Origin of the sequence: Thalassobaculum sp. OXR-137, assembly GCF_034377285.1 — a bacterium.
GTDB lineage: Bacteria > Pseudomonadota > Alphaproteobacteria > Thalassobaculales > Thalassobaculaceae > Thalassobaculum.
This window is the reverse complement of record NZ_CP139715.1, coordinates 4,436,424-4,454,413: the sequence shown is the minus strand read 5'-3', so window position 1 is coordinate 4,454,413 and position 17,990 is coordinate 4,436,424. Positions and strand designations below refer to the sequence as shown.

Sequence of the window (17,990 nt, the reverse complement as noted above, 5' to 3'; positions counted from 1 at the left end):
CCTCCTGCTTGGCGCTTCGGGTGCCCATGGATATAAGGGCCGGGACTTCTGATCACGAAAGGATATCCCGTGAGCGAACAGAGCGCCCGCGTCACCAGCATGACCGGCTTCGCGCGCATCGACGGCGGCGCGACCTCGACGTCGGAGGATGGCGCGGCCACCGCCTGGTCCTGGAACTGGGAGATCCGCAGCGTCAACTCCAAGGGCCTGGACCTTCGCATGCGGCTGCCCTCGGTGGCGGAGAGCTGGGAGCAGGCGGTGCGGGAACGGGTGTCCGCGTCGGTGAACCGCGGCTCGGTCACGGTGAACTGGTCGCTGGAGAAGGCCGACCGCGCCACCACGCCGGACCTGGTCGTGAACGAGGCGTTCCTGGAGACGGTGCTCGGCCTGCAGCAGCGGCTGGAGGACAAGGGGCTGGTATTCCCGACCGCTCCGAGCCTCGACCGGCTGCTGAACGTGCGCGGCGTGCTGGAGACGGTGGAGCGCGTGGCCGACACGACGGTGATCGAGCAGCTTCAGGCGCCGGCCTTCGCCGATCTGGACAAGGCCCTCGGCGCTCTGGTCGACGCCCGGCACCGCGAAGGCGCGCGGCTGGAGACGGTGCTGCTCGGCCATCTGCAGGAGATCGACGGCCTGACCGCCGATGCCGCCAAGGTCGCCGAAGCCCAGCCGGCCGCCCTGCGCAAGCGGATCGAGGGGCAGCTTGCCCTGCTGCTGGCGGCCTCGCCGCCGGTATCGGAAGAGCGGCTGGCCCAGGAACTGGCGCTGCTGGCGACCAAGGCCGACGTGCGCGAGGAGACCGACCGGCTGGCCGCCCATGTCCATGCCTGCCGCGACCTGCTGACCGGCGGCGGTGCGGTCGGACGCAAGCTAGACTTCCTGTGCCAGGAGCTGAACCGTGAGGCCAACACGCTGTGCTCCAAGGCGATCGACTTGGACCTCACCAATATCGGGGTCGAGCTGAAGACGCGGATCGAGCGGTTCCGCGAGCAGATCCAGAACGTCGAATAAGCCGGAGACCCGACCCATGATCACCAGACGCGGCCTGATGCTCGTGCTGTCCTCGCCGTCGGGCGCCGGCAAGACGTCGATTTCCCGCAAGCTGCTGGAGCGCGAGGTCGACCTGTCCATGTCTGTCTCCGTCACCACCCGGCCGCGCCGGCCGGGCGAGGTGGACGGGCAGGACTATTTCTTCATCGACCCCACCGAGTTCCAGCTGATGGCGAACAGGAATCAACTGCTGGAGCACGCCAAGGTGTTCGGCAACTACTACGGCACCCCGCGCGGGGCGGTGGAGCAGGCGCTGGCGGCCGGCAAGGACGTGCTGTTCGACATCGACTGGCAGGGCACCCAGCAGCTCGCCGCGAACGCGCGCCAGGACCTGGTCAGCGTCTTCATCCTGCCACCCTCGACCCGCGAGCTGGAGCGCCGCCTGCGCACCCGCGCCCAGGACAGCGACGAGGTGGTCGCCCAGCGTATGGCCAAGGCGGCGGACGAGATCAGCCATTATCCGGAATACCAGTACATCGTCCTCAACGACGACATCGCCGCCAGCGTGGAGAAGATCCGCGCCATCCTCCACGCCGAGCGTCTGAAGCGCGAGCGGCTGGTGGGGCTGCCCGACTTCGTGCGCGGGCTGCAGGACGGCAGCGGGGACTGAGGGGGCGGCCCTTCGACACGCTCCCTGCGGGAGCTGCTCAGGGCGAGGTCTAAAAATTCTTCCGTCATCCCGAACTCGTTTCGGGACCTTCATGCTGCAGCCAAATCGAGGTCCCGAAACGAGTTCGGGATGACGGGAGTGGTTAACTGAACCTCGCCCTTAGCAGCCCCGCGTCAGCGGGGCGTGTCGAAGGGCCGGCGGTCGACCCGGTCGCCCCTCAGTCCGGCAGCCAGAGCTGATCCGCATGGCCGACCGCCAGTGCCCGCGGCTCCGACGACGCCCGGTCGCGCCAGGCCTCGATCGCCGCCGCCCGGTCCGGCGCGATCTCGGCGGCGGCGCCGGCCCAGCCGGCCACCAGGGCCGCGCGCATCGCCGGCTCGCCGGCGGCGATCTGCCAGTCGCTCATCGCCGTCTCAACTCCGGGCAGCAGCCGGGACAGGGTGACGGGGGCCTCCGGGCCGAGAGCCGGACCGAAGCCCTTGTCGCCGCGCTGGTGCCGGTTCATCAGGTCGCGGATCTCCCCGTCGCCCGCCAGCTCGGGCTCCCAGAGGATGCGGCCGTCATAGGTCAGCACCACGAGCAGGGCGCAGCGGATCTCCTGGACCCACGCCGCAAGGCGGGCCAGCCAGGCCTCGGATACCAGGTCGATCAGCGCCGAGGCGGTGACCAGCCCGGTCCCCTCTGGGATCAGCGCCGCGAGATCGCCGGCGAGATCGGCTTGGCGGACGCTCACGCCGGGGTGCCGTCGGGCAGCCTCTTCCAGCAAGGCGCCGTCCGCATCCACCAGAGTCCAGGACTGGCCGGCCGGCAGGTGCTGAGCCAGATGCGCCATGTTGTTGCCCGAGCCCGCGCCCAGATCGACCACCGACAGCGGCTCCGGTCCCGACCGGGCGGACAGCCAGTCGGCCAGGCGCCTCTCGAGCGCGGATGCTCGCGCGGCGGTGTCGTAGGGTGCGCGCAGGGCGAGCCAGTCGGCGGAAAAACTCATGGCAGCCTCGTCATCGCTTGGGCGAAGGCCGACCGCATGTCGGCCCAGGTGGTGAGCCCGGCCGCCGCCTGCCGCGCGCCATGGGCGAGGGTTCGGCGGTGGGCAGGGTCGTCCATCAGTCGGGCGAGGGAAGCGCCCAGGGCCGCGACGTCCCCCGCCGGTACCATCACACGGGCGGGTTCCGGCACGGACTCGGGCAGGGCGCCCGCATCGCTGGTGACGACCGGCAGGCCCCAGCGCACGGCCTCCACCGGGGCGATGCCCCAGCCCTCGTGCAGGCTCGGAAACACGAAGGCGTCGGCCGCGCGCCATTGGGCGTCCAGCGCCGCATCGTCGACGGCACCCGCCAGCGTTACCCGTCCGGCCAGCGGGCCGTCCTCGATCCACTTGCGCAGCCGGTCCGCATAGGCCGGGTCCCGGGCGTCCCCGACCAGGGTGAGATGCCAGTCCCGGTCGGCCAGCGGCGCCAGCGCTTCGAGCAGCAGGTGCTGGGCCTTGCGCGGGATCAGGGTGGCCACGCAGAGCAGACGCAGCGGTCCGGGCGCCCGCTTGGCCCGGAACGCCAGATCGGGTGCCGGATCGACCCCGGGAACCACCACCGTCACCCGATCGGTGTCGAGTCCGAGCGCACCGAGCCGGGCGCGGGTGGTCCGGCTGGGTACCAGGATGTGCCGGGCCAGGGCCAGGGCCTCGATCTCGTCGCGCAGCCAGCGGTCGCGCTCCTCTTCGGTGAAGCCCGTCTCGTCGCCCAGCGGATGGTGGACCAGGGCGATGATCCGCAGCCGCTGTGCGTGCGGCGCGATTACCGGAGCCAGCGCCGTATAGGCGAGTCCGTCGACGACCACCCGGTCCCCGTCCGGCACGGCGGTCAGGGCGGTCTGGGCTGCCGACCGGGCGGCCGCGTCGCCTTGCGGAAACGGCCCGTCGATCCGGAGTATGCCGGCCAGCAGTCCGGCTTCCCGCAGCCCCTGCACCGCGTGGCGGGCATAGACGAAGCCGCCGGTCGGCGTCGCCGGGTCGCCGGGGATCAGGAAATGGACGTCGGGACCGGCCACCGGTGCGGCTCAGAGCGTGCCGCGATAGCCGGCCGAGGCGACGTGGGACTCGTTGAACACCACCTCGATCGAGTCCAGCTCGGCGCCGGGCCGGCCCAGTCCGCCGTCGCGCGCCACCGCGGCCAGCTTGTCGAAGGCGGTCTTGGCCAGGAACTCCGTGGTGGTGTTCTTGCCGGTGAATTCGTCCAGCTCGTCCAGGTTGCGATAGGCCCAGGGCTTCAGGATGTCGGACAGGGCCGTGTGGGCGGCGCCGATATCGACCACCACGCCGTTGGCGTCGAGGGTTGCGGCATGGATGCGCACGTCCACCACGTAGGTGGCGCCGTGCAGGCGCTGGGCCGGACCGAACAGGTCGCCCTTGAAGGAGTGCGCGATCATGACGTGGTCGCGCACGGTGACGGTGAACATGCGAACTCCTTCAGTCCGGGTAGCGGATGCGATGACATAGGGCGGCAAGGCTGCCATCGGCAAGGGCGGCCATGGTGTCTGGCAGGGATGTGAACGGGCTCTCGCCGTCGATCAGCACGTCGAGCGCCGGATCGGCCAGCAGCGACAGGGCCTTGTCGAGCCGACGCCCGTAGTCCCAGCGCGGCCGGTGGGCGGGCGAGACCATCCCCACCTGGGTCGAGCGCAGGACCAGCCGGCGGCTGTGGAACGCCTCGCCGAGGGGAACGGGGACCGCGGCGCTGCCGTGCCAGCTCGCCTCCAGCACGGTGGCCTCCGTCCCGGCAAGCGACAGCGCGGTCGCCAGTCCGTTGGGGGTGCCGCTCGCGTGCACCACCAGGTCGGCGTCGTACCGGTCCGGCGCATCGGTGGAAAACGGAATGCCGAGCGCGGCCGCGGCGGGGCCGCGGGCGGGGTTCGGGTCGATGCCGACCAGGTCCACGCCGGGCAGACGGGCCGCCAGATAGGCGATCAGCAGGCCGACCACGCCGAGGCCGACCACCGCCACCCGGTCGCCCGGCGCGATGCCCGAATCCCAGAGCGCGTTCAGCGCGGTCTCCATGTTCGCGGCGAGCACGGCGCGGGCGGCGGGCACGTCTTCGGGGACCGGGCGCACCGCCTCGGCCGGCACCACGAACCGGTCCTGGTGCGGGTGCAGGCTGAACACGACCCGGCCGTCGTCCAGAACCCCCACCGCGCAGTAGCCGTATTTCACCGGTCCGGGAAACGTGCCGGCCTGGAACGGGCAGCGCATGGCGGCATGCTGGCTCTCGGGCACCCTTCCGGCGAAGACGAGGGTCTCGGTGCCGCGGCTGATCCCCGAATAGAGGGTTCGCACCGCGACCTCCGCGAGACCGGCGGGCGCGATCGCCTCCTGGCGGATTTCCCCCTGGTTCGGCCGGACCACCCAGAATGCTCGGGCCTGCGTCATGTGCACCTCACGCGGTTGTGGACCGGCGGGGCTGTTGCCGGCCCGGTGCTCCGTACTAGCTTGCCCCCTACTAGCCCGGGGCGGGGCGCGCCGAAAGGAGGAATGGACCATGGCGACTCACATCACCGCGATCCTGCGAAAGGCAGCGGCCGTGCCGCTGCTGGCGGCGAGCCTGTATCTGGGCCTGGCACCAGGTGCCGCCCGCGCACAGCCCTATGACTACGTGATCGACCCCGAGCATTCGGTGGTCGCCTTCACCGTCAGCCATCTCGGTTTCGCCGACGTGCTGGGCCGGTTCCTGGAGGTCGTCGGTTCCTTCACCTTCGACGAGGAGGCGCGCACCCTCAGCAACGTCAGCGCCGAGGTCAAGACCGCCAGCGTCTCCACCGCCCATCCGGCCCGCGACGAGCATGTGGCCAAGAAGGACTTCCTGTGGGCGCAGGAACACCCGGCGATCACCTTCACCGGCACCGGCGCGAAGCCGACCGGCGCCCGGACGGGCCAGGTCTTCGGCGACCTGACGATCCGGGGCGTGACCCAGCCGGTGGCGCTGGACGTGACCTGGAACCGCAGCGGCCGCTATCCCTTCGGCGACAAGCACTACGCCATCGGCATCTCCGCCCGCACCTCGATCAAGCGCTCCGACTTCGGCATGACCTATGCGCTTGAGGGCGACATGGTCGGCGACACGGTCGAGATCATCCTGGAGTTCGAGGCCATCCGCCAGGGGGGCTAAGCGCCACCCTAGCTCCCTGCGCCCTGAATCCGTCGAGACGACTTTCCGGTGTTCCTGTCCCGGATCCCGCCACCGGGCCGGGGCGCCGGGAGCGGAAGCGTCTTGACTCGATAGGGGTTCGATATATCTTTTATTTCGATATAACGAAACCCTATCGGAGATTTGCATTATGAGACATCGTCACGGGCGCCAGCATCGCCACGACCATCATCACGGCCACCACGACGGCTGCCGCTTCGCCCACGAGGACGGCGGCGGTCGGCGCGGCGGCCGGCACGGCCATCGCGGAGATCACGGAGGAGGCCATGGCGGCGGCCATCGGGGCGGACGTCGCGCCGGTCGGCTGTTCGACCACGGGGAGCTGCGCTACGTGGTTCTCGCCCTGATCGCCGAACAGCCGCGCCACGGCTACGAGCTGATCAAGGAGATCGAGGACCGGGTCGCCGGCACCTACACGCCGAGCCCGGGGGTCATCTACCCGACCCTGACCCTGCTGGAGGAACTGGGCCACGCCACGGTGACCGAGGAGGGCGGCAAGAAGCGCTATGCCATCACCGAGGAGGGGACGGCCTTCCTGGAGGGCAACCGGCCGGCCGCCGATGCGGCGATGGCCCGGATGGACGCCTTCGCCGCCCAGGCCGGCAGCGGTCCCGATCCCCAGGTGGTGCGGGCCATGGAGAATCTGAAGCTGGCCATGCGCCTGCGCATGGCGCGCGGACCGCTGAACGAGGATCAGGCCCGCGTCGTCGCCGCCGCCCTGGATGCCGCCGCCCTGGCGGTCGAGCAGAGCTGATCGGCCGCTACGACAGGGGCTTGATCGCAGGGTCCGCAACCGCGAGGCTGCGGCCCTGCGTCCCCGCTTGGAAGGAACCCGCCCAATGACCGAGACGCCGGCCCGGCGCGGGCCCTGGATCGTCAATGCCACCCGGCGGGTCTACGATAACCCGTGGATCGGCATCAGCGAGCACGACGTCACCGATCCGGGCGGCAATCCCGGCCTCTACGGCGTCTGCGAGGTGAAGTCTGTCGCCGTCGGAATCGTGCCGGTCGATGCGCAGGGGCATGTCTGGCTGGTCGGCCAGCATCGGTTTCCCCGCGACTACTATTCCTGGGAACTGCCGGAAGGCGGCGGCCGCCTGGATGTGCCGCCCATCGACTCCGCCCGCCGCGAGCTGAAGGAGGAGACCGGGCTGACCGCCGGAAACTGGTTGGAAATCCTGCACACCGACTTTTCCAACGCGATCTCCGACGAGATCGGCGTCGGCTTCCTTGCCTGGGACCTGACGGTGGGCGACGCCGATCCCGATCCCGACGAGAAGATCGATATCCGCAGACTGCCCTTCGCCGCGGCGTTGGAGATGGCGCTCGCCGGCGAGATCCGAGACGCGTTTTCTCAGAACATGCTGATGAAGGTGGAAATCCTGGGCCGGCGCGGCAGTCTGCCGGGACCGGTGGCCGACGCCCTGGGCTATCCCGCCTGACGCTCTATTTCGGACCGCCGAGCTCGTAGGTGATCGACCGCAGATGGTCGATCAGCATCCGCCGGTCCTTCAGATGGGCCAGATGCTCGAACGGGATGGTGTCGCCGACGGTCAGCGGCATGTCGGTGCCGATCTTGTTGGCGACTTCCTTGAACAGCAGCGCCTCGCGCATGGTCTGGCTGACATTGCTGGCGAACTGGAACAGCTTACTGTTCTGCCCCTGGAAATAGACCGGCACCACGCTCGCTTTGGCGGACACGATCAGCTTCGAGGTGAAGGGCTTCCAGTCGGGATCGACCGCCCGGCCGAAGGTCGACGGCGCGGTGGACACGGTGCCGCCCGGAAACACCACGATGGCGCCGCCCTCGGACAGTTCCTGCAGGGCGAGCTTGCGGGTCTCGATATTGGTTGCCAGGGCCTCCCGACTCTCGGCGAAGTCGATCGGCAGCAGGAACGGCCGCACCTCCGGCGCGCGGAACAGGACGGAGTTGGTCAGCACCTTGAAGCGCGGCCGGATGCGCGAGGTCAGGTAGCTGATCACGATGCCGTCGAGCACGCCGAACGGATGGTTGGCGACGATGACCAGCGGTCCGTCCTTCGGCACCGCCTCCCATTTCGCCCGGTCGTAGACCAGGTTCAGTTCCAGCTTGCGGACGGCGGCGGACCAGAAATCTTCGTCCGGAACCGGGTTCAGGCGGTGTTCCAGGTACAGCCGCTTCACCCGGGGCTGCCCGGTCATCTTCTCCACCGCCTGGATGATCAGGCGCTTGAGCACCGGATGTTCGGCCGAGGCGTAGGAGAAGTACGGAAGCTCCGGAGGCTCGGCGGCGCGCACGGGCTTCAGGCGTCTCAGCAAGGCTGTCGTCGGGCCTTTGACCATGGCTCTTCCGGTCGGGGCTTCTTATGGCGATATCGGCCGATGGTCGCCCGGCGGCAGGCTCCGGGTCAAGGATTGCGGCGGCCGGGCGGGTTCAGCTGTCGGCCCACATGCGCAGCAGGTTCAGCCGGGCCTTCTCCACCCGCAGCATCAGTTCCTCGTCGCCCTTGGTCGCCACCAGCCGCTCCATGACGGCCGCCAGGTCGCCGATGATCTCGCGCCGGGCGGGATCGCGCACCATGCTCTCCATCCAGGTCACGATCGCCATGCGCCGGCCCTTGGTGACCGGGTTCACCCGGTGGCGGTAATGGGTGGGGTACAGCACCGCGTCGCCGGCCTTGCCCTTGTAGACCTGCTCGCCGAAATCGGTGATCAGCACCAGCTCCCCGCCCTGGTAGGCGCCGGGATCGTTCAGGAAGATCGTCATGGACAGATCGGTGCGCATGCCCGGCCACTGGCCCATCAGGGCCGCGTCCACGTGGTCGCCGTAGCGGTGCCCCTCGGTGTAGGAGGCGAAGATCGGCGGCAGGATGCGCCGCGGGATGGCATTGATCGCCACCTTTTCGTTCTGCTTGATGATCGACAGAACGAAATCCGCCAGCTCCCGATACTCCGGACTGTTCGGCGCCACCTGGGTGTTTTTCTTGATCTCCTTGCCCAGCGGACCGCCGCTCATGGAGCCGTCCGCGAACTTGGCGCTGAACAGGCGTTTGGCGATGGTCTGCACCTGCTCCTTGGTGAGCAGACCTTCGATCATCGCAACCATTGCTGTCTCCCGATTGACCCGTTTGGTGTTGATTACCGCGCAATCCACCCCACCTTGGCCTTTCGATCAAGTCACTCTGTGGCAAGTCATTCAACGGACGAGGATTTCATGGGACAGCTGGTGGACGGCGTCTGGAAGACCGGCGACGTGCGCGGCGGCACCGAGGACGGAAACTTCAAGCGCAAGGAGAGCGCGTTCCGCGACTGGATCCGCGACGATCCCGAGGCGCGGTTCCAGCCGGAGGCCGGGCGCTATCATCTTTACGTATCCTATGCCTGCCCCTGGGCGCACCGCACGCTGATCTTCCGCAAGCTCAAGGGCTTGGAAGGCATGATCGACGTGACGGTCGTCGATCCGCTGATGCTGGAGAACGGCTGGCAGTTCACCGACGAGCATCCGGACACCCTGCACGGCGCGGAGTACCTGCATCAGGTCTATACGCGAGCCGACCCGAAATACACGGGCAAGGTCACGGTGCCCGTGCTTTGGGACAAGAAGGAAGGCACGATCGTCAACAACGAGTCGGCCGAGATCATCCGGATGTTCAACAGCGCCTTCGACCGGATCGGCGCGAAGCCCGGCGATTATTACCCGGCCGAGCTTGCCGAGGAGATCGACGCGGTCAACGACCGGGTCTACGAGACCGTGAACAACGGCGTCTATCGCACCGGCTTCGCCACCAAGCAGAAGGCCTACGAGGAGGCGTTCGACGACCTCTTCGACTCGCTGGACTGGCTGGAGGACCGGCTGAGCAGCCGGCGCTATCTCATGGGCGAGCGTGTCACCGAGGCGGATTGGCGCCTGCTGCCGACCCTGCTGCGCTTCGATCCGGTGTATCACGGCCACTTCAAGTGCAACCGCAACCGGGTGGTCGATTTCCCCAATCTCTGGAGCTACACCCGCGAGCTCTACCAGTGGGGCGGGGTTGCATCGACGGTGAATCTCGACCACATCAAGACGCACTATTACGGCAGTCACCGGACGGTGAATCCGACCGGGATCGTGCCGAAAGGGCCGCGCATCGATTTTGCCGCCCCGCATAACCGGGACCGGCTGAAATCGGCGGCGTAAGCGCCAGGCGCTCCGCTCGACTCGGCGGATCCGCTAAAACGGCACGGCTCTTGCTTTGATCTTGGCGACACATCGGATCGGCGGTTCTCCGCCGGTCTAGCCAAGGGAGAACATCATGTCGCTTGCCGCCGCACTGAAGAAGGGCCTCGAGACCGCCGACACGATCGGCAACTGGGATCCGTTCGCCGACGAGGCGAAGTCAAAGGCGGCACCGCGGGCACCCGTGACGGCCGCCTCGACACCGGCTCTCACCGGCCCGGCGAATACCAATGCCGCCGCCCGGGCGCTGGCCGCCCGCGACGGCGGGACGGCGCGCAGCCCGATCGCCGCCGTGCGCGAGACCGTCAAGACCGCCCCGGCCGTGCGCCCGAAAGCTGTAGCGGCGGCCGCACCCGCGCCGGCCCGTCCGGGGGGCACCGCGCAGGAGCGGATCGCGGCGCGTCAGGCCGGCCAGAAGGGCGCTGCCAAGCCGGCGCAGCGGGCCAACTGGCTGCATGACGCCATGCCCGGAGGCCGCGTCAACGCCGCCCAGTACGTGCGCGAACTCGACAGATTTGCATCGGAAGAGAACCGAAGGGCGGTCTCGGACGTTGTTATGGAAGTGAACCAGAGCGAGGTCGAAGGCGTGGTTCGCCACGCGGCCCGGATCAAGGGCCGGTACCTCGCCAAACTGCTGGATCTCGGCAACAAGTCGAAATCCGGCGTCATGGAAGCGGAAGTGAGTGAACTGACCCGCTACCGTGAAACGTATGAAGAGCTTGCTCGCGGGCTCGACATTCTGAAGTCCGCGATCGAGGCCGGAGACATCTCCGTCTCCGGAACGGTTCGGCGCTGAGGGACAGCACCCCCGGGGCACACGCTCCTGGGGCCTGACGCGAAGAGCCAGATTTCCTACCCCGAGTATCGAGGGCCGCCTGCGGGCGGCTCTCTTTCTTTTTGCGGGTTCTCTGGAGAGTCGGCCGCACTTTCTCCCCATTGGCCCGAGCGGCGTTCCGGGACTTGCTTCCTCTGTGATTGAGTGATGAGGCCGAGGGTCCAGGCGGAAGGGTGCAGGCGGCTGTCGTCTCTCTCTCTCTCTGTCTGTCTCTTCTCACTCCCCGGATTTATTCCGGGGCACGCGGATGGGCCCGACCGGGTGTCTGGGATCTGCTCTCTGATTTGGCGCCCGCGGACGGACTTGCCCCGGAATAAATCCGGGGAGTGAAAGGAGGGAGGGAGAGGCGCTGTCCTTTCCACGGTTCCCCCGCGTCCAGACCTCGCAGGAAACCGGCGCGGCGCTCGCCCGCTCCCGTCCTTTGCCGCTCGTCCTACGAACCCGCGCCGCCAAAGAAAAAGCCCGCTCCGGTGACGGAGCGGGCGAGGTGAGGGGGAGAGTGTGCCGTCTTGGGCGGGTGCCCTCCCGACGGCGAAGGAAACTCGTGACGTGCTGCGGTCTCAGGCGTGGTGCAGGGCGCGCGGCGCCTGGCTGTTCAGGAACCGGCGGGCGGCCTCGCGGTGATGGTCGTGGACGCTGTCCAGATAGATCCGCGCCTGGTGCAGGTCGCCGATGCGCGCCCCGTCGTCCATGCGCTCCAGCAGGCAGGTGTAGCCGACTTCCTTGAGGCTCTCGAACTCCTCGTCGGTCATCTCCTCCATGTGCTGGCGGAACTGGTCGGCGAAGACCCGGGCGAAATGGGTCATGGCCTCCCGGCGGAACCGCCAGGGCCGGGCGGAGAGATGGACCGCCCACTCGTCGATGGCGCCGCGGATGGCCTTGGGAAGCTGGTGGAACAGCAGGGCCTCGGCGGTCGGAACGTTTTCGTTGGCGACGCCGAAGACGACGTCGAGCTGGATCGGACCGGCGGCGCGGCCGCACAGGCTGACCGTGCTCAGCATCGGCACATGCCGGGCCTGGGCGACATCGAGGGCGATGGCGCCGTCGTTGGACGGCTGGAAATGGATCGGATCGATATCTCGCATTCTGCCTCTCCCGCAGCAGGTTTGTGTCGCGGGAGGTGTCGCAAGCGCCGGGCCAGAGGCAGGATGGATTTAAGTCGTTGTTTTATAATATCTCTGTTCGAGACGATCGGGACCGGGGGTAGGAATTGCCGGGGCCGACCCGGCAAGCGCTGCCGCACTGGACGGAAAACCCGGTCTCGGCCACTGTGAGCCGGCCGTGGCGCACAAAAAAAGGGGCCGCGACAAGCGCGGCCCGAGTTAAGGGAGGAAACGCCCAAGAAGTCTACACAGCATGTTGGGCAGTCATGCTGCACTGCAAAATATGATCGGCTGGGATATGCTTTGCAAGGCCTTTTCCATGCCGCGGCGCAAAAAATTGGTGAACGGGAAGTTGCTGAATGTCGGAAAGCCCGAAAGATCAAAGGGATGTCTCGCCCCAGGCCCAACTCACGGCCAGAAGCGACGGTCCGGGGCTCCGGCACCTGGCCTTGCAGGGGCTGTTGCTGGCTGCAACCGGGACGATGTGCCTGACCCTGGACGGGGCCGCATTGGTCGCGGCGATGGTGGCGCACGGCATCCTTCTCGTCTTCCTGTTCCCGCCGCTGCATGAAAGCGTCCACCGCACCGCGTTCAAGACCACCTGGATCAACAAGGCGGTCGCCGAGGTCTGCGGCTTCCTGCTGCTGCTGCCGCCGCGCTGGTACACCGCCTTTCACATGGCGCATCACCGGTTCACCCAGGATCCGGAGCGCGACCCCGAACTGGCCGCGCCGAAGCCCACGACCCTGCTCGGATATCTGTATGTCCTGTCCGGGGCCGAGTACTGGTTCCGGGTGGTGCAGGGTCTGGTCACCCGCGCCTTCGGCCACGCGCCGAGCGCCTTTCTGGACAGTCGGTCGCGGCCGCGCGCGATCCGCGAGGCGCGGGTCTATCTGGCGCTGTATGCCGCGATCGCCGTGGTGTCCGTGCTGACCGACCCGCGGCCGGTGCTGGTGCTCTGGGTCGGCCCGGTGCTGCTCGGCCAGCCGTTCCTGCGCGCCTATCTGCTGTCCGAGCACTGGGGCTGTCCGGCGGTCAAGGACATGTGGGCGAACACCCGCTCCGTGGTCAGCATCGCGCCGATCCGCTGGCTCGCCTGGAACATGCCCTACCACGCCGAGCATCACGCCAATCCGGGCATCCCGTTCCATGCGCTGCCGGCCTACGGCGACCTCATGAAGGGCTCCCGCAAGGTCGAGGCCGCCGGCTATCTGCCGTTCCATGGCGAGCGCATCGGCGCCCTGCGCAACGGCACGGCCGAGCCGCTTTAAGGGAAAATTTCACTGAAGTGTATTGAGTCACAAGGCTGAGCTTCGCAGAATGGGGGCTCTTGAATCTGGGCTGTGCAGCCATGTATAGAATTCTCTAGCCTCTTTAGGTTTAGGATAAATTCTTACTAAGGCCGAGGGCTAATGGGGGAGGGGAGGTCAAAATGATTAGTGAATGGATTGAGTTTGGACAGGTTTCAGCAGAGCGGGATGATAATCTGTCAGAGTATTTTTACGAAAATGGCGTGCTAGAGTCTGTAATTAAAAATCGCCACCATTTTTTAGTTCTTGGCCGGAAAGGTGCGGGAAAAACCGCAGTTTTTCAGCATTTTGAAAATAACCCAGAGAGATACATTGGAAAAAACGATCTTTCTATTAGTATGTCTTTGCAGAACTATAGCTGGGATGTGCACTCGCTATTGATGACAGAAGGGAAGGCGTCATCAATGGCTTACATACAGTCTTGGAAGTACGTAATTTATCTTTTATCAGTAAGAAAACTTATCGAATCTGGGGTGTCTAACAAGAAAATTGATCTCATTAAGAAGATTCTAGAGCGAATTTATACTTCACCAGTTCCTAGTATTAGTGAAATTATTGGGCAGAAATTACTTCAATTGAGTAAAATAAAATTGCCGGGAGCTGGCTTAAGTCTGGATGATGGTGAGCTAGAGAACTTATCGGCCGATGTCGGCGAGATATCATTTTCAGATGTCAAATCTGATAATTCACTAAAGGTTGTTTTGAATAATTCCTTGGAGCGTCTGACAGATATTCTAGAAGGCGTTCTCTTGGAATCATTTGATGAAAGTCGTCGTATATTCATCACATTTGATCGAATTGATGAGGCGTGGGACGAAGCATCATTTGAATCGAGCCAAAAAATTATAGCAGGACTTATTGGTGCGGCGGATAGTATTGTTTCAAAATTTCGAGGGTCGGTAAGGCCCGTCGTTTTCTTGAGAGAGGATATATTCGAGACGCTTAGTATAAATGATATGAACAAATTGAGATCCGACTGCGGGCAGCTTTTGGCTTGGTCCAAGGATGGGATTTCAAGAATGATTTTAGAGAGAGTGAATTTTTATGCTGATAGGAGTGGGAATGAACGATTCTCCAAAATAGAGGAATTGTTTGATCGAGAGCAAATGAGACAGCAGAGATCTCCATTTGATTATATTTTGTTGCGAACAATGTTGAGGCCGCGTGATTTTATTAGGATTTTTCAGTTGGTTAAGCTGGACATGGAGGACAGAAGAAATAATCCATTTGAGCATGAAGACGTTAATGAGCAAAAGCTTGAGTGTCAGTCAATTTATAATTCTGAACCTGCGTATTCAGAGTGGCTAGTTGATGAGATTAAGGATGAGTGGAAAGTGCAATCCCCTCAAATTAATCAATTTCTCACAGAGATACAAAATAATGGGGCAACGAATTTCACTGCATCTGACCTAATGTCGAGTTTGAATAAAATAGATATGGAATATAGTCTATCTGAAATAGGCGCAAATCTCAAGTTCTTATACGATAACTCTATAATTGGATTTCGTGTTGGGAAATCTCAGCAGTGGAAATTTAAATGTTTCTTTAAGTCACAAGGATTTCTGGAAGCGGATCTATATAAAGTGCACGATGGATTACATCGTGGGTTGAATCTGACGGAAAGTCGATCGTCTGCTTGAGTTGCCTGCTGCGGCCCCAGCACGTCCCAGACGTACTCGTTGGTCAGGAAGATGCTGGTATCGTAGACGACGTTGAGGCTGGCGAAGGCGCCGGCCGTCAGCGCACTGCCGCCGTATAGGTATCCGAGCGTGGCGTTCCGGCCGACGCCGATGAAGCGGTAGAGGATCGTCTTCTCGACGATTGTTTCCTGCGTCGTCTCCTCCAGGGTCGGCCCCCAGGTCTGCCAGGCGTATTCGAACCCGTAATAGGCGGCCGCGGCGGTCGCCGCATTGGCGATGAAGAACCCGGTCGTGGTCGCGGCGGAGGCACCCACCAGCATGTCGAAGACCAGCACGTCGGCCGCATTGGCCGCCGCCTGATAGGTCAGGGTCTTGTACAGGGTGCGCTGCCAGATCGGCAGATCGTCGGCGGCGGCCAGGATGGCCGCGTCCGGGAGGGCCGCCTCCGGCGTACCGGCCTGCTGCGCCTGGACCGGCCCCAGGGAACCGAGCATCAGCACGCCCGCCAGCAGCAGCGACCGCAGGCCTAGCGATCGGATCGTGGTCATCGCTGCATTCCCCCGGTATGCACGGTTCGTCCTCGGTGAACTGTAGCAGAGACGGCCCGCCCCGTCCGCTCCTTGGCCGCCCCCTGAACCCTCAGCCGATGCGGGTCGCGGCCAGGCGGTCCTCGTCCAGCGCCACGCCGAGCCCGGGTGCCTCGCCCAGGATCATCCAGCCGTCCTCGAAGCTCAGGGTCTCGCTCAGCATGTAATCGCGCCGCTCGGCCGACCATTCGGGCGGGTCGTAGGGGAATTCCAGGAAGGGCGGGTTGCCGGCGCCGCAGGCCAGATGGGCGTTGGCCGCGACGCCGAGCCCGTTCGACCAGGTATGCGGGGTGAAGATCAGGTTGGCGGCGACGGCGGCCTCGGCGATCCGCTTCAGCCCGCCGATGCCGCCGGTCAGTGCCGCGTCCGGCTGCAGCACGTCCAGGCAGCGGCGCTCGATGATCGTGTCGAACTCGAACACCTCGCGGTTCATCTCGCCGCCGGCGATGCGGATATCCACGGCGTTCCGCAGGGCCGCCATGCCGGCATAGTCGGCCCGGTGCAGCGGCTCCTCCATCCAGTAGATGCCCAGCTTCTCCAGCTCGCGGGCGACGGCCAGCGCGTCCTTCAAGGACCAGGGCCGCTCGGTGTCCCAGGGCATCCGCCAACCCTGGTTGCAGTCGACCATCAGGGTCAGCCGGTCGCCGACGGCGGCGCGCACCGCCTCCAGGGCGCGGATGTCGTCGCGCCAGTCGCCGCGGTGGAAGCGGATCTTCATCGCCGGGAAGCCCGCCTCCAGGAAGGACAGGGCGGCCTCGGCCATCTCCTGCGGCCCGCGCAGGGTGCCCGAGGAGGCGTAGAGCCGGGTGCGGTCCGATCGGCCGCCCGCCAGCCGCCAGACCGGCTGGCCGAGGATCTTACCGGCCAGGTCCCACAGGGCCAGGTCGAGGGGCCAGTAGCGGCTGTAGTGGAAGGCGAGGTTGTCCAGCACCCGGTTGTGCCGGTCGAGATCCAGCGGTTCCTGGCCGACGAACAGCTCGGCGTGCCGCTCGAAGCCGAGCATGGTGTCGCCCGAGCCGATGCCGACCGCGCCCTCGTCGGTGACGACGCGGACGATCGTGGCGTCGAACTCGGTGCGCGGACGGGTGTCCCAGCTCGCCCGGAACGGCGGATCGAGCGGCAGGCGGTGGTGGGTGATGTCGATACGGTCGATTTTCATGGAGCGCAGTGGGGACTTTTGCGTTGTACCCGTCAACGGCGAATGCGACCCCCGGTGGCGCTTTCGGACACGAAACTGAAACGCAAACCTGAAATCCTGAGCCTCGTAACCGAGACGGAGACGTCCATGCTGTCCGCATTCACCCATGAGCCCAGCCCGTCGATGAGCTACGGGCTCGACCGGGTCGATGCCCTGCCGGAAGACGTGTCGGCCCTGTGCGGGCCGGCCGCCCGGGTGCTGATCGTCACCGATCCGGGCGTGGTCGCCACCGGCATTCCCGAGGCCGCCGCCCGGCGGCTGGCGTCGGCCGGGATGGCGGTGGACCTGTTCGACGAGGTCGCCAGCGACCCGTCGGCCGAGTCGATCGACGCCGCCGCGCGCCGGGCCCGGTCCCACCGGGCGAATCTGATCCTGGGCATCGGTGGCGGCTCGGCCCTGGACGTGGCCAAGCTGGCCGCCTCCGTGGCGGTGGCCGATGCGCCGGCGGAGTCCTATGCCGTCATGGCCAACCCGCTGCCCGCCCGCGCGATCCGCAAGATCCTGATTCCGACCACCTCGGGCACCGGGGCGGAGATGACCCGCACCTCGGTCTACGGGCTCGACGGCGGGCGCAAGGTCTGGGCCTGGGGCAGCACGCTGAAGGCCGATCTCTCCATCCTCGACCCCTCCATGACCCTGGGCCTGCCGGGGCCGCTGACCGCGGCGACCGGGCTCGACGCCCTGGTCCATGCGGTGGAGGCCTATACCCATGTGCGCTCGACCCCCGTGGTGGCCGGCATGGCGCTGCAGGCGGTCGCCTTGGTGGCGCAGAACCTGGAGCGGGCGGTGACCACGCCGGGGGATGTGGAGGCGCGCGGCCGCATGGCGCTCGGCTCCGCCCTGGCCGGGGTGGCGATCGACGCCTGCGGCACCGGCCTCGCCCATGCCTTCGGACATGCGCTCGGCACGCTCGCCCATGTGCATCACGGCCGGGCCGTGGCGCTGGCCATGCGGGTCACGCTGCCCTGGTCGGCGACACGGCGGCCGGATCTCTACGCGCCGATCGCGACGGCTCTGGGCGTCGATCCGCGGCGCACCGGCGACGAGGCCGAGCATGCGGCGGCGGGCGCCGACCGGTTCGAAGCCCTGCTGCGGGCGGTCGGCCTGCCGGTCTCGCTGGCGGATATGGGGCTGGACGGCAAGGACGCGCCGCGCCTGGTGACGGTGGCGCTGGCGCCGGAGAACCGGCCGATGATCGACAACAACGCGATCCGTCCGGACGACGCGGAACTGCTGGACCTGGCCCGGTCGATCCTCGAGGCGTCTTAG

At 66.0% G+C, this 17,990-nt stretch carries 18 protein-coding genes and 1 pseudogene; 10 read left to right on the top strand and 9 right to left on the bottom strand.

What is annotated here, in order from left to right:
* Positions 1–69: 69 nt before the first annotated feature.
* Both T8K17_RS20740 and gmk read left to right on the top strand, forming a co-directional pair.
* A complete protein-coding gene (locus tag T8K17_RS20740) occupies positions 70–1,011 on the top strand; it encodes a YicC/YloC family endoribonuclease (protein ID WP_322331633.1) in 942 nt (313 codons plus the stop codon).
* A 16-nt stretch (positions 1,012–1,027) separates the two neighbouring features.
* On the top strand, positions 1,028–1,660 hold the full coding sequence (gene gmk, locus T8K17_RS20735) for a guanylate kinase (protein WP_322331632.1): 633 nt from the start codon (positions 1,028–1,030) through the stop codon (positions 1,658–1,660).
* A gap of 217 nt (positions 1,661–1,877) precedes the next feature.
* Here gmk and T8K17_RS20730 read toward each other — a convergent pair whose 3' ends face one another.
* From T8K17_RS20730 to T8K17_RS20715, 4 genes are read right to left on the bottom strand one after another with little or no spacing between them, the layout of a single operon-like run.
* Positions 1,878–2,648 carry a class I SAM-dependent methyltransferase gene (locus tag T8K17_RS20730; RefSeq protein WP_322331631.1) on the bottom strand — a complete coding sequence of 257 codons (771 nt, stop codon included), beginning with the start codon at positions 2,646–2,648 and terminating at the stop codon, positions 1,878–1,880.
* Positions 2,645–3,703: a glycosyltransferase family 4 protein gene (locus tag T8K17_RS20725; protein ID WP_322331630.1), complete on the bottom strand. Its 1,059-nt coding sequence runs from the start codon at positions 3,701–3,703 to the stop codon at positions 2,645–2,647. The genes T8K17_RS20730 and T8K17_RS20725 overlap by 4 nt, the downstream gene beginning before the upstream one ends.
* 9 nt (positions 3,704–3,712) lie before the next feature.
* Complete coding sequence (locus T8K17_RS20720; protein ID WP_322331629.1) at positions 3,713–4,111, bottom strand: 6-carboxytetrahydropterin synthase; 399 nt, start codon at positions 4,109–4,111, stop codon at positions 3,713–3,715.
* 10 nt (positions 4,112–4,121) lie between these two features.
* Positions 4,122–5,078, bottom strand: coding sequence for a zinc-binding alcohol dehydrogenase (locus T8K17_RS20715; RefSeq protein WP_322331628.1), 957 nt, complete (start codon positions 5,076–5,078; stop codon positions 4,122–4,124).
* A gap of 109 nt (positions 5,079–5,187) precedes the next feature.
* Here T8K17_RS20715 and T8K17_RS20710 point away from each other — a divergent pair, with 109 nt between their 5' ends.
* The 3 genes from T8K17_RS20710 to T8K17_RS20700 all read left to right on the top strand — a co-directional run bounded on the left by T8K17_RS20710 (position 5,188) and on the right by T8K17_RS20700 (position 7,295).
* Complete coding sequence (locus T8K17_RS20710) at positions 5,188–5,814, top strand: YceI family protein (RefSeq protein ID WP_322331627.1); 627 nt, start codon at positions 5,188–5,190, stop codon at positions 5,812–5,814.
* A gap of 169 nt (positions 5,815–5,983) precedes the next feature.
* Complete coding sequence (locus tag T8K17_RS20705; protein ID WP_322331626.1) at positions 5,984–6,607, top strand: PadR family transcriptional regulator; 624 nt, start codon at positions 5,984–5,986, stop codon at positions 6,605–6,607.
* Between the two features lie 85 nt (positions 6,608–6,692).
* Positions 6,693–7,295 (top strand): NUDIX hydrolase, encoded by a 603-nt coding sequence (locus tag T8K17_RS20700; protein ID WP_322331625.1) that lies wholly within the window; start codon positions 6,693–6,695, stop codon positions 7,293–7,295.
* 4 nt (positions 7,296–7,299) lie between these two features.
* Here T8K17_RS20700 and T8K17_RS20695 read toward each other — a convergent pair whose 3' ends face one another.
* Both T8K17_RS20695 and T8K17_RS20690 read right to left on the bottom strand, forming a co-directional pair.
* The gene (locus T8K17_RS20695) at positions 7,300–8,151 is read right to left on the bottom strand and encodes a lysophospholipid acyltransferase family protein (protein ID WP_322331624.1); all 852 of its coding nucleotides are present in this window, start codon (positions 8,149–8,151) and stop codon (positions 7,300–7,302) included.
* A gap of 115 nt (positions 8,152–8,266) precedes the next feature.
* On the bottom strand, positions 8,267–8,938 hold the full coding sequence (locus T8K17_RS20690; protein ID WP_322331623.1) for a Fe2+-dependent dioxygenase: 672 nt from the start codon (positions 8,936–8,938) through the stop codon (positions 8,267–8,269).
* Between the two features lie 108 nt (positions 8,939–9,046).
* Here T8K17_RS20690 and T8K17_RS20685 point away from each other — a divergent pair, with 108 nt between their 5' ends.
* Positions 9,047–10,009 carry a glutathione S-transferase family protein gene (locus T8K17_RS20685; RefSeq protein WP_322331622.1) on the top strand — a complete coding sequence of 321 codons (963 nt, stop codon included), beginning with the start codon at positions 9,047–9,049 and terminating at the stop codon, positions 10,007–10,009.
* 115 nt (positions 10,010–10,124) lie between these two features.
* On the top strand, positions 10,125–10,844 hold the full coding sequence (locus tag T8K17_RS20680; protein ID WP_322331621.1) for a hypothetical protein: 720 nt from the start codon (positions 10,125–10,127) through the stop codon (positions 10,842–10,844).
* Between the two features lie 599 nt (positions 10,845–11,443).
* On the opposite strand, the gene T8K17_RS20675 is transcribed toward T8K17_RS20680, so the two are convergent.
* On the bottom strand, positions 11,444–11,968 hold the full coding sequence (locus tag T8K17_RS20675) for a hypothetical protein (RefSeq protein ID WP_322331620.1): 525 nt from the start codon (positions 11,966–11,968) through the stop codon (positions 11,444–11,446).
* Positions 11,969–12,447: 479 nt separating this feature from the next.
* Here T8K17_RS20675 and T8K17_RS20670 point away from each other — a divergent pair, with 479 nt between their 5' ends.
* Together T8K17_RS20670 and T8K17_RS26315 are read left to right on the top strand one after the other, a co-directional pair.
* Positions 12,448–13,257 (top strand): fatty acid desaturase, encoded by an 810-nt coding sequence (locus T8K17_RS20670; protein WP_322331619.1) that lies wholly within the window; start codon positions 12,448–12,450, stop codon positions 13,255–13,257.
* 161 nt (positions 13,258–13,418) lie between these two features.
* Positions 13,419–14,936 carry a P-loop ATPase, Sll1717 family gene (locus T8K17_RS26315; RefSeq protein ID WP_416153139.1) on the top strand — a complete coding sequence of 506 codons (1,518 nt, stop codon included), beginning with the start codon at positions 13,419–13,421 and terminating at the stop codon, positions 14,934–14,936.
* 35 nt (positions 14,937–14,971) lie between these two features.
* Here T8K17_RS26315 and T8K17_RS26310 read toward each other — a convergent pair.
* Positions 14,972–15,256: pseudogene (locus T8K17_RS26310) on the bottom strand (hypothetical protein); the annotation flags it as partial.
* 319 nt (positions 15,257–15,575) lie between these two features.
* Positions 15,576–16,682, bottom strand: coding sequence for a mandelate racemase/muconate lactonizing enzyme family protein (locus T8K17_RS20660; protein ID WP_322331617.1), 1,107 nt, complete (start codon positions 16,680–16,682; stop codon positions 15,576–15,578).
* A gap of 126 nt (positions 16,683–16,808) precedes the next feature.
* Here T8K17_RS20660 and T8K17_RS20655 point away from each other — a divergent pair, with 126 nt between their 5' ends.
* On the top strand, positions 16,809–17,990 hold the full coding sequence (locus T8K17_RS20655; RefSeq protein WP_322331616.1) for an iron-containing alcohol dehydrogenase: 1,182 nt from the start codon (positions 16,809–16,811) through the stop codon (positions 17,988–17,990).

Excerpts from the sequence above, each read along its gene's own strand:
- T8K17_RS20680 (WP_322331621.1), top strand. The coding sequence starts at position 10,125 with ATGTCGCTTGCCGCCGCACTGAAGAAGGGCCTCGAGACCGCCGACACG.
- T8K17_RS20705 (WP_322331626.1), top strand. The coding sequence starts at position 5,984 with ATGAGACATCGTCACGGGCGCCAGCATCGCCACGACCATCATCACGGC.
- T8K17_RS20655 (WP_322331616.1), top strand. The coding sequence starts at position 16,809 with ATGCTGTCCGCATTCACCCATGAGCCCAGCCCGTCGATGAGCTACGGG.
- T8K17_RS20700 (WP_322331625.1), top strand. The coding sequence starts at position 6,693 with ATGACCGAGACGCCGGCCCGGCGCGGGCCCTGGATCGTCAATGCCACC.
- T8K17_RS20710 (WP_322331627.1), top strand. The coding sequence starts at position 5,188 with ATGGCGACTCACATCACCGCGATCCTGCGAAAGGCAGCGGCCGTGCCG.
- T8K17_RS26315 (WP_416153139.1), top strand. The coding sequence starts at position 13,419 with ATGATTAGTGAATGGATTGAGTTTGGACAGGTTTCAGCAGAGCGGGAT.
- T8K17_RS20685 (WP_322331622.1), top strand. The coding sequence starts at position 9,047 with ATGGGACAGCTGGTGGACGGCGTCTGGAAGACCGGCGACGTGCGCGGC.
- T8K17_RS20720 (WP_322331629.1), bottom strand. The coding sequence starts at position 4,111 with ATGTTCACCGTCACCGTGCGCGACCACGTCATGATCGCGCACTCCTTC.
- T8K17_RS20730 (WP_322331631.1), bottom strand. The coding sequence starts at position 2,648 with ATGAGTTTTTCCGCCGACTGGCTCGCCCTGCGCGCACCCTACGACACC.
- T8K17_RS20690 (WP_322331623.1), bottom strand. The coding sequence starts at position 8,938 with ATGGTTGCGATGATCGAAGGTCTGCTCACCAAGGAGCAGGTGCAGACC.
- T8K17_RS20660 (WP_322331617.1), bottom strand. The coding sequence starts at position 16,682 with ATGAAAATCGACCGTATCGACATCACCCACCACCGCCTGCCGCTCGAT.
- gmk (WP_322331632.1), top strand. The coding sequence starts at position 1,028 with ATGATCACCAGACGCGGCCTGATGCTCGTGCTGTCCTCGCCGTCGGGC.
- T8K17_RS20675 (WP_322331620.1), bottom strand. The coding sequence starts at position 11,968 with ATGCGAGATATCGATCCGATCCATTTCCAGCCGTCCAACGACGGCGCC.
- T8K17_RS20715 (WP_322331628.1), bottom strand. The coding sequence starts at position 5,078 with ATGACGCAGGCCCGAGCATTCTGGGTGGTCCGGCCGAACCAGGGGGAA.